The organism is Cupriavidus sp. SHE (assembly GCF_000812445.1).
Lineage (GTDB): Bacteria > Pseudomonadota > Gammaproteobacteria > Burkholderiales > Burkholderiaceae > Cupriavidus > Cupriavidus metallidurans.
Map to the genome: position 1 here is coordinate 1 of NZ_JWMB01000114.1, position 10,264 is coordinate 10,264.

Here is a 10,264-nt window from a genome sequence, read left to right on the forward strand (position 1 = left end):
TTCCTGCCCGCTGATCGCGTCACTACAGGGTGGAGCAAGCTTGGCAGGTTCGGCTATGCCTTAGCGTGCTTTATTTTCCGTTTTCTGAGACGACCCCTACAACGTAACCGTGCGGTCGTTGCCCTCAAACCTGACCGCAATGGCCTTCGGTTACAAGGAGAAGCCGAACTTCACGGTCGCTAGCGAATCGACTATCGCCAAGCCGCCGCAAGTTGAGTTCGGCGCCGCTCCAGCCAGCGTCCCTGGGGGTGCCAAGTGATAGGGCTCTCGGCGACAAGAGGCTTGCTTCTTGCCTTTCTAACCTTCCTATCTCTGGGGGCTGCCGCCGACGTCTCTGTTCCGTCGCTGACAAGGCGGGTGACCGACCTGACCGGCACGCTCACCAGTGAGCAACAGGCGGCGCTGGAGCAGAGGTTGCAGGCCTTCGAAGCCGAAAAAGGAAGTCAGGTCGGCGTTCTGATGATTCCCACGACCCAACCCGAAGCCATCGAGCAGTACTCCATCCGGGTGGTCGAGAAATGGAAACTTGGTCGCAAAGGCGCGGATGACGGGGCGCTGCTCATCATCGCCAAGAATGACCGAAGGATGCGTATCGAGGTCGGTTACGGTCTCGAAGGCGTCCTCACTGATGCCATGAGCAAGCGCATCATCAGCGATGACATTGTTCCCCGATTCAGGCAGGGCGACTTTTACGGTGGGGTGACAGTCGGCGTTGAGCGCATCATGAGCGTTATCAATGGCGAGGAATTGCCGTCACCCAAACGAGCGCGCGGCGAAGGGGCCGACCCGGTCCGGCAACTCATGCCGCTCATCCTGGTGCTCACGGTGGTACTGGGTGGACTACTGCGTTCCTTCCTGGGTCGCGGCCCTGGAGCTGTGGCCGCTGGTGGTGTGGTGGGCGTCATCGGCTGGCTGATATCCGGCGCCATCGCGGTGGGGCTGTTCGCTGGCGCCATCGCGCTCTTCTTTACGCTGTTCGGTGGCTCACACATGGGCTGGCTCGGACTCGGCGGACGCTCGGGAGGCTTCGGAGGTGGGTCGGGTCGCGGCGGGTTCGGCGGCGGCGGTGGCGGCTTTGGCGGCGGAGGGGCCTCGGGCAGATGGTGATGGCAAATATCAAACGCCTTGCGAGGCATCTGCTCATGACGCACTGGCAGGTGAGGCGGACCTTCCCGCGCGATACCTTGCTTGCAATCGAGCAGGCGATTGCTGCCAGCGAGACTACTCACATAGGCCAGCTCCAGTTCGCTGTAGAAGGTGCATTGAGCCTTGCCGCGCTGGTCAGAGGCCTCACAGCGCGCGAGCGTGCCATCGAGGTCTTTTCTCAGCTGCACGTCTGGGACACCGAACACAACAATGGCGTGCTGATTTATCTGTTGTTGGCTGACCGCAGCGTTGAGATTGTTGCCGACCGTGGAATCCATGCGCGGGTCCGGCAAGACGAGTGGGATGCCATTTGCCGAGAGATGGAGGTGGCATTCCGCCGCATGGAATATCAACGTGGTGTCATCGAAGGCATACAGATCATCGGCCAACATCTTGAGAGGCATTTTCCTGCACGTGAGAGCGGCGAGAATGAGTTGCGCGACAAGCCGGTAATCTTGTGAGCTGGCCGGATGATGGATAGCGTAGGCAGAGCTCTCGCAGGGGAGGAGCGGACTTGAACCCTCTTGGGATACCTCACGAAGCCATCGGCCTGGTGGCAGCACTGACGGTTGGCTTGCTGATTGGCTTAGAGCGAGGATGGCATGAGCGCGAACTGCCAGAGGGAGGACGCGTTGCCGGGCTGCGCACGTTTGCCCTGACGGGACTCTTCGGCGGGGTTCTCGGCAACCTGTTTCCGCAATTTGGCGCTTGGCCGTTGCTCGGTGGGGTGTTGGGCATTTCGATGCTGCTCGCAGTGTCGTACAGCCACATCGCCAAATCGACTGGCAACCTTAGTGCGACGAGTGCCGTGGCCATGCTAGTGACGTTGGTGCTGGGCGCCTATGCGGCGCGCGGCTCCGTCGCGCTGTCTCTTGGTGCGGCCGTGATTGCCGCCGTGCTTTTGGACATGAAGCCGACCTTGCATGGGTGGCTGCGGCTGATTGAGCATCGCGAATTAACTGCGACGCTGCAACTGCTGGTGCTCTCTGTGGTCATTTTGCCCAATCTCCCTAGCGTCGGATTGGGCCCCTATCAGGCATTGAATCCATACCAACTCTGGTGGGCGGTGATACTGATAGCCAGCTTGTCCATGGTCGGACATGTAGCGATGCGCCTCACAGGGTCACAGCGTGGCATTCTGTGGACCGGCTTGCTGGGCGGCCTTGCGTCTTCGACGGCCGCGACCCTGACGCTGGCTCGCTTTGCGAGACAGCAAACCTCACTGGAGGGTGCATGCGCCGCCGGGGCTGTCAGTGCATGCGGCGTGATGTTTTTCCGAATGGCGGTCCTGCTCGGCGTTATTCGGCCTACGCTTCTCATCACGTTTGGCGCTGTCCTTGTTGTGGCGGGCACCGTCCTGCTTGGAGTTGGGTTGCTGCTTTGGCGGCGTCTCTCCAGAACTTCCGCCAACGAAGCAGAAATTGCTCCCATGGCTCCATTCGACCTAGGGTCAGCGCTTGGATTCGGAGCCTTCCTCGCAGTCATGGCCATCCTGGTGCCCGCAGCCAAGGCGTGGTTGGGCGCAGCTGGCATCTATGCCGTGTCAGCAGTGTCAGGCCTGGCAGACGTTGACGCCATTGTGATTTCCCTGGCGAGAATCCATGGGGCAGGCGGAGTGGGGACCGGCACGGTCGTTATTGCCATGAGCCTGGCTATCTTGGCAAACATGGTGACGAAGGCGTCGATTGCCTGGGTCACTGGAGGGGCTGCGGTGGGGCGAATCGTGGGCAAGGCCTACGCGGTAGGCATGCTTGCTGGAGGGGTGGCGCTGGTGTTGACGATTAATTCAGGCGGCAGGTAGCCCTTACCCTTGGCGTCACCTCTACCCGACGTCGTCTCGTTGGGGCCACCCATCGCCATCCTGTCCTTGCGCAGGATGCCGATGTATCGCAAAGGAGACTTCCCGTTTCTTGTGCATTGGGCCAAAGTTCCATTGCAAATTGCCCACGAGAAATCTATAGAAGAGCAATGATGGCGTAAGTGTAGCTGTCGCCCGACGCCGTGTTAGGAGGAAGCCATGACGCTCAGCAGCGTGCGACGATTCCGATGGATTGGGGCATGGGCCATTGCTTGCATCCTCGCCAGCGTTGGCAGTGCGTGGGGGCAAGAGCCCAATACTCCGGCGACTACGTTCAAACCGGAAGAAATCGAGGCGTTGGTCGCGCCCATCGCGCTCTATCCCGACTCGGTATTGACCCAGGCGTTGATGGCTTCGACCTATCCGCTCGAGATCGTGCAGGCGGCGCGGTGGGTCAAGGCCAATCCCAATGTGAAGGGTGATGCGGCACTCAAGGCGGTCGAGAGCCAGTCATGGGATGTGAGCGTAAAGTCGTTGGTGGCGTTTCCGCAGGTGCTGGAGGCGATGAACGACAAACTGGACTGGACGCAAAAGCTTGGAGATGCATTCCTCGCTCAGGAAAAGGACGTTCTTGCCGCAGTGCAGCGGCTACGCGGCAAGGCCAATCAAGCGGGCAACCTGAAATCGAACGAACAGCAGAACGTTATTGTCGAACCGGCACCTGCGGGTAGCGCCACACAGTCCATCGTAAAAATCGAACCTGCCAATCCGCAGGTCATTTATGTGCCTAGCTATAACCCCACAGTTGCATATGGCGGGTGGCCCTATCCAGCCTATCCACCATATTCCTATCCACCTTACCCGGCTTACTATCCGGGCGGCGCGTTGATGTCCGGTTTCGCATGGGGTGTAGGCTTGGCCGCAGCGGGTGCCATCTTTTCCAATGCCAACTGGGGCGGCGGAGACGTCAACATCAATGTCAACAAGGCGGCGAACATTGACCGCAATTTCGACCGGACGAAAGTTGAAGGCGGCAATCGCTGGAAGCACGATTCGAGCCACCGAAAAGGTGTGGCATACCGGGACAACGCCACACGCGAGAAATTCGGCAACAACGTCGGGGGCGCGGACAGGCGCAACGACTTCCGCGGCCGTGAGGGAGCCGGCGCCGGCGACCGTGCTGGCGACAGGGCCGGCAATCGTGGGGGAGACCGGACCGGAGACCGTGGGGGCAATCTATCAGTCAATCGTCCCAGCACGAGCGACCGTACGAGCGCTGACAGGGCAGGCGCTGACAGGGCGGGCGCGGGCGGCAACCGGGCGGGCGCAAGCGACCGCAGTGCAGGTGGTGCCAACCGACCAAGCTCCGGAGGTGGCGGGCGCGACACCGCCTTCCAGGGCGTCGGTAGCGGCAACTCATCGCAGCGAGATCTTGACAGAGGCCGCTCAAGTGCCGCCGCATCGCCTAGCACGAGCGGGCAACAGGCAAGGGGAAGCCGAGGTGGCTCAAGCGGCGGCTTTAGTGGAGGAGCGGGAGGTGGTGGTGCCCGCGCTGGCGGCGGCGGTTTTAGCGGTGGTGGTGGCCGTGGTGGCGGTCGCGGTGGGCGCCGGTGAAGATGCGCATGATTTTCTAGTGTTGTGTCCCACAAGAAACTTTATTAATGGCGCAAGTGTCAGATGGTCACTGCCTTTGAGAGTGAGTGACCATGGGACGACCGGGAATCAAGGTGGAAGTATCCGCGGGTGAACGAGGGCAGCTCATCTCCATGAGCCGTTCAAGATTGCCTCATTCGCTGGTACGCCGAGCGAAGATTGTCCTGATGGCCGCCTAATCGCGGCACAGAGTGGCGTGACACCGCCCTGCAGTGACCTTCTGGAAGCAGCGGTTTGTAGCGCACGGACTGGCCGGCTTGCACGATCAGGCCAAGTCGGGGGGACCTCGTACCCATGACGATGAAGCTGTGGCCGAATTGCTGAGCAAGGTCCTGCATGAGAAGCCGCGAGGTTCCACACATTGGAGCGTGCGTTCGGCGGCCGAGGAAACAGGCATTTCCAAGATCTCCGTGGCACGATATTTCGCTCTGTTTGGCGTACAGCGCGCATCGCGCCAAGAGTTTCAAGCTGTCGAGCGATCCGTACTTTATCGAGAAGGTGCGCGACATCGTCGGTTTGTATCTCAGCCCGCCTACAAATGCATTGGTCTTGTGCGTGGACGAGAAGAGCCAGTGCCAGGCGCTCGAGCGCACACAGCCCGTACTGCTAATGGGGCTCAGCTACGTAGAGGGTGTCACGCATGATTACATTCGTCACGACACCACGACCCTGTTCGCCGCGCTCAATGCAGCCACTGGCGAGATCATTGCGCAGTGCAAGCCAAAGCATCGGCACCTAGAATTCATCTCGTTTCTCACCACATCGATAAGGCCGTGCCGGCACGGTTGGATGTGCACCTGATCGTGGACAACTACGCGACTCACAAGCATCCGAAGGTCAAGGAATGGCTGGCCAAACGCCCACGCTATCACATGCACTTCACGCCGACATACTCGAGCTGCCTTAACCAGGTCGAACGCTGGTACGGGCTGATCACGCAGCAAGCGATCCGCCGCGGATCGTTTGAAAGCGTGCGTCAACTGGTCCAGAAGATCCAACACTACGTCGAGCACAACGTTCACAAGCGCCCGTTTGTCTGGACCGCTACTGCCGAATCGATCCTCGCAAAAATCGAGCGCCTACCTAAGAAAATAGCTTGCCTCCGTAAGAGGCAAGCCACAAGCTCTTTGCACCTCGGTACAGGCAAAAGAGCAGCACCGGAAGTCAGTCAACCTCGCCAGATCAACTGGCCCCCCTCACGCTTGTGCAAGTATCAAGCTGGCATGGGGCGTCAACGTGTCAACTCTCGCGAGCACCGTCGGTGAATACGTCTCGTGTCCCGATGCGCGCGCCGTCCGTGAAGACATCACGCTTGTCGATGCGGCCACCACCGGCGTACACGTCGGTGGCCGAGGCACCGGCACGTGCGCCATCCGTGAAGGGATCGCGTGGACGATGGACCTGCCCCTCGGCGGGAGCGGCAATGGCCGAGCCTGCGAGGATCGAGAGTGCAGCGGTAAGAATGGCAGTGTGGGTCTTCTTCATGGAAATTTCTCCGGAGTCATGTTGGCGAGTCTTTCTCGCTCACCGTTTTCACAGTCTATCGATCGAACGCGATCAGCCGAATGACTCGAATATTACGATCCTGTCATCCGAAGAAAATCTATCAACAGATGGGAAATTTCATGCGAGACAAGGGCGTTGAATTATTGCAATTTGATTATGAAAGCCGATCGTTGATCGTCGAAACGACGGGGTGTGGGATGGGCTAGCCTGTGCTCCGCCGAATGCGTTGGAGATGCGAGATGGAAACCGTCTTTTTTCCAAAATGCTGCGCGTAGCATGGAGAGCGTTCATGAACTGGCGCTCAGGCTCCGGACGCGGCGGCTAGAGTTGCTGTCGGCCAATATCGCCAACTGGGACACCCCGAACTACAAAGCGCGCGACATCGACTTCGGCGCGGAACTGGAGCGTGCGATAGCAAGCGGCAAGACGTTCGCGAGAATAACAACGACTTCGCCGCGGCATCTGGAAGCCCGATCAATCTGAATCGCACTTACAGTCGCGGACGCCCGCGGCTGCCGCGCCGGGGCCGAGCCCGAAAGAGCATTCGCTCCGGCCGTCGGAAATAACGGCCGCCTACCTGCGCTCGTGCGGCATGGCGTAACCGCTTCTGGCTCGCCCCGTTGTCCGCAGGATCATTTGCGCAGGCGCCTTGGCTTGGGACCCTTGCAGCGACATTTGCGAGGCAGGTTTTGCTTCCGATGCAGGTGCCAGGCCAGCAGGACAATCAAGCCGAGGATGGTCACCAGCGCGAACAGGATGACCGCAACTACCGCGGGCGGAAGATGTAGGATGGTAGGCGGACGCATGTGTGGATTTTGTGTCTGGTGCGCTAGCTGTCCAGGAGGTGGATCGCGGCTGCCGGTGGAGGGTGTCGTGCGCGGCGCGAGCACATGGCCACGCGCGACAGCAACTTCCGACGCCGCACGCTTTGTGGGAACGCTCGCCGGCGCGGCATGATGACCTGTCATCGGCGATTGTGCCGGCGCCTCGAGCGAACGTCCCGGACGTGCCTGAAACTGGCGCCCTGTCATTTATGCGCACCGCCGCCGCGTTCGCTCCCAACCCTCTGAAGATTTGCCTGGCGATCCGAGGGCTCGCCAGGCACAGTGTGCTACACGGCCGGCTCCAGTTCTGCCTCCTTGGCGGTGGTCGAGGGCGATGGTAGCAAGCGTCGGCGCAGCAACAGATACATGGCTGGCACGACGAACATCGACAGTAGCGGCGCGGTCACCATGCCGCCCACCATTGGCGCGGCAATCCGTTGCATGACCTCCGACCCTGTGCCATGTGACCACATGATCGGAATCAGGCCCGCCAGGATGACCGCCACCGTCATCGCCTTCGGCCGGACGCGCAAGACCGCACCTTCCTGAATGGCATCCAGCAACGCATCGAGCGTCTCTTCACCGCGCGCCAGCCGGTCGTGCCACGCGTGCTTGAGATACAGCAGCATGATGACGCCGAATTCTGCGGCCACACCCGCAAGCGCGATGAACCCAACGACCCCAGCCACAGAGAGGTTGTAGCCCAGCAGATACAGCAGCCAGAAGCCGCCAATCAGGGCCAGAGGCAGGGTGCCCATGATCAGCATCGCTTCATCCAGGCGGCCGAAAACCAGATAGAGCAGCACGAAGATGATCAGCAAGGTGAAGGGAACGACGACTTTGAGTTTGGCCGTGGCGCGCTCCAGATACTCGAACTGGCCTGACCAACTGAGGGAGTACCCGGCTGGCATCGGTACCGCCTTCGCCACGGCCGCCTGCATGTCACGCACGGTGGACCGAAGATCTCTGCCGCGGATGTCAACATAGATCCACCCGGAAAGGCGTGCGTTTTCACTGCGCAACATCGGTGGGCCCTGCATGACCGTAATACGGGCCACATCGGCCAGCGCGATCTGCAGCCCATTCTCGGTCACGATTGGCAGGCGCCGCAGTTCGTCGATGGAGTCGCGATAGTCGCGCGGATACCGAACATTGATGGGGAATCGTGCGAGTCCATCGACCACCTCACCTGCGGTTTCACCACCGATGGCCGAGGACACGATGGATTGGACGTCCTCGATGTTCAGGCCGTAGCGGCCCGCCGCTGCGCGATCGATGTCGACATCGATGTACCGCCCGCCCGTGAGCCGTTCGGCCAGTGCAGACGTTACACCGGGTACCGTCTTGACGGCGTCTTCGATTCGCGTGGCGAGCCTGTCGATCTCCTTGAGGTCCGTGCCGGCCACTTTGATGCCGACGGGGCTCTTGATGCCGGTCGCGAGCATGTCAATCCGATTCCGGATCGGTGGCACCCAGATATTGGACAGGCCCGGCACCTTTACGATGCGGTCCAGTTCCTCGACCAGCTTGTCGGTTGTCATGCCAGGACGCCACTGATCCCGCGGCTTGAAGCGAATGGTCGTCTCGAACATCTCAATCGGCGCGGGGTCCGTCGCACTGTCGGCGCGGCCGGCTTTGCCAAATACGGATGACACTTCAGGGACCGTCTTGATCAGCTGGTCGGTTTGTTGCAGCAACTGCGACGCCTTGCCGGCCGCAAGCCCGGGTAGGGCAGAGGGCATGTAGAGCAGATCGCCTTCGTCCAGCGGGGGCATGAATTCACCCCCGGTCCGCATGATGGGCCAGGCGGTCGCGATCAGGAGTACTCCAGCCAGCGCCACGGTAGTCTTGGGGTACTTGAGCACCTTGTTGAGCAGCGGGCGATAGGCGCGGATCAACAGGCGGTTGAGTGGATTGGCTTGTTCGGAAGGAATCTTGCCACGAATCATGTAGCCCATTAACACGGGGATCAACGTGACGGAGAGGCCGGCCGCCGCGGCCATGGAATAGGTTTTGGTGAACGCCAATGGAGAAAACAACCTGCCTTCCTGTGCCTCCAGGGTAAAGACCGGAATGAACGACAGGGTGATGATCAGCAGCGAGACGAACAGGGCAGGCCCGACCTCCGCGGCCGACTCACCGATAAGGCGCCATCGCTCTTGCGTTTCAAGTTCTTGCTCGGGATGCTTGACGTGCCAGTGCTCCAGATGCTTGTGGGCGTTCTCGATCATGACGACCGCGGCGTCGACCATCGCTCCGACCGCAATCGCAATGCCCCCGAGCGACATGATGTTGGCGTTCACGCCCTGATAGCGCATGACAAGGAATGCCGCCAGCACGCCAAGCGGCAACGAGATGATGGCGACCAGTGCCGAGCGCAAATGAAAGAGAAAGAGCAGGCAGACCACTGCGACGACCGCAAACTCCTCCAGCAGCTTGGTGGTGAGGTTGTCGACTGCGCGATTGATCAGCGCCGACCGGTCGTAGACCGTGACGACCTCGACGCCGGCCGGCAGGCTTTTCTGCAAGATCTGCAGCTTGGCCTTGACGGAGTTGATCGTCTCCAGCGCGTTCTTGCCCGAGCGCAGGATAATGACCCCGCCCGCGACTTCGCCTTGACCGTTGAGCTCCGCGATGCCGCGGCGCATCTCCGGGCCTAGTTGGACCACGGCGACATCGCCCAGTCGGACCGGAATGCCGGCATCGCTCGTCACGATCGGCACCTGCCGAAAATCATCCAGTGTCTTCAGGTAACCGGTGGCGCGCACCATGTATTCGGCTTCGCCCAGTTCCAGTACCGACCCGCCGGTTTCCTGATTGGCACCCTTGAGCGCGGCCAGCACCTTGCCTTGTGACAGGTTGTAGGCGCGAAGCCGGTCGGGCAACAGCACAATCTGGAACTGCTTGACCATCCCGCCCAACGAGGCAACCTCGGCGACGTTAGGCAAGGACTTGAGTTCAAATCGCAAGAACCAGTCCTGGAGTGCGCGCAGCTGTGACAGGTCATGCTGGCCGCTCTTGTCCACGAGCGCATACTCATAGACCCAACCCACGCCGGTAGCGTCGGGGCCAAGCGCGGGCTTGGCGGCGGCCGGCAGCCGGGACTGGACTTGGTTCAAGTACTCAAGGACGCGTGAACGGGCCCAGTACAGGTCGGTGCCGTCCTCGAACAGTACGTAGACATAGGAGTCGCCGAAGAACGAGTATCCGCGCACGGTCTTCGCGCCGGGCACCGACAACATCGTGGTGGTCAGCGGATAGGTGACCTGGTTCTCCACAATCTGGGGAGCCTGCCCAGGGAATGGGGTGCGAATGATGACCTGCACGTCGGAGAGGT

At 60.8% G+C, this 10,264-nt stretch carries 7 protein-coding genes and 2 pseudogenes; 7 read left to right on the forward strand and 2 right to left on the reverse strand.

Features of this window, described 5'->3' with window-relative positions; translation table 11 throughout:
* Window positions 1–97: 97 nt before the first annotated feature.
* The 6 genes and pseudogenes from RN01_RS33675 to RN01_RS35120 form a co-directional block, all read left to right on the forward strand.
* A pseudogene (locus RN01_RS33675) lies at window positions 98–259 on the forward strand (LemA family protein); the annotation flags it as partial.
* A 23-nt stretch (window positions 260–282) separates the two neighbouring features.
* Window positions 283–1,107 carry a YgcG family protein gene (locus RN01_RS32345; protein ID WP_080709871.1) on the forward strand — a complete coding sequence of 275 codons (825 nt, stop codon included), beginning with the start codon at window positions 283–285 and terminating at the stop codon, window positions 1,105–1,107.
* Complete coding sequence (locus RN01_RS32350; RefSeq protein ID WP_029309045.1) at window positions 1,101–1,607, forward strand: TPM domain-containing protein; 507 nt, start codon at window positions 1,101–1,103, stop codon at window positions 1,605–1,607. The genes RN01_RS32345 and RN01_RS32350 overlap by 7 nt, the downstream gene beginning before the upstream one ends.
* Before the next feature lie 53 nt (window positions 1,608–1,660).
* Entirely contained in the window at window positions 1,661–2,947 is a 1,287-nt protein-coding gene (locus tag RN01_RS32355; RefSeq protein ID WP_029309044.1) for an MgtC/SapB family protein, read from the forward strand.
* A 216-nt stretch (window positions 2,948–3,163) separates the two neighbouring features.
* Window positions 3,164–4,558 (forward strand): DUF3300 domain-containing protein, encoded by a 1,395-nt coding sequence (locus RN01_RS32360; protein ID WP_029309043.1) that lies wholly within the window; start codon window positions 3,164–3,166, stop codon window positions 4,556–4,558.
* A gap of 92 nt (window positions 4,559–4,650) precedes the next feature.
* Window positions 4,651–5,862: pseudogene (locus RN01_RS35120) on the forward strand (IS630 family transposase).
* On the opposite strand, the gene RN01_RS32370 reads toward RN01_RS35120, so the two are convergent.
* The gene (locus RN01_RS32370; protein WP_029309042.1) at window positions 5,837–6,082 is read right to left on the reverse strand and encodes a hypothetical protein; all 246 of its coding nucleotides are present in this window, start codon (window positions 6,080–6,082) and stop codon (window positions 5,837–5,839) included. The pseudogene RN01_RS35120 and the gene RN01_RS32370 sit on opposite strands and share 26 nt — an antisense overlap.
* Before the next feature lie 297 nt (window positions 6,083–6,379).
* On the opposite strand from RN01_RS32370, the gene RN01_RS32375 reads away from it, so the two are divergent.
* Entirely contained in the window at window positions 6,380–6,586 is a 207-nt protein-coding gene (locus RN01_RS32375; RefSeq protein WP_080709870.1) for a flagellar basal body protein, read from the forward strand.
* A gap of 628 nt (window positions 6,587–7,214) precedes the next feature.
* Here RN01_RS32375 and RN01_RS32380 read toward each other — a convergent pair.
* Window positions 7,215–10,264: efflux RND transporter permease subunit (locus RN01_RS32380; protein ID WP_039016862.1), on the reverse strand; the 3,050-nt coding region annotated here is incomplete at its 5' end.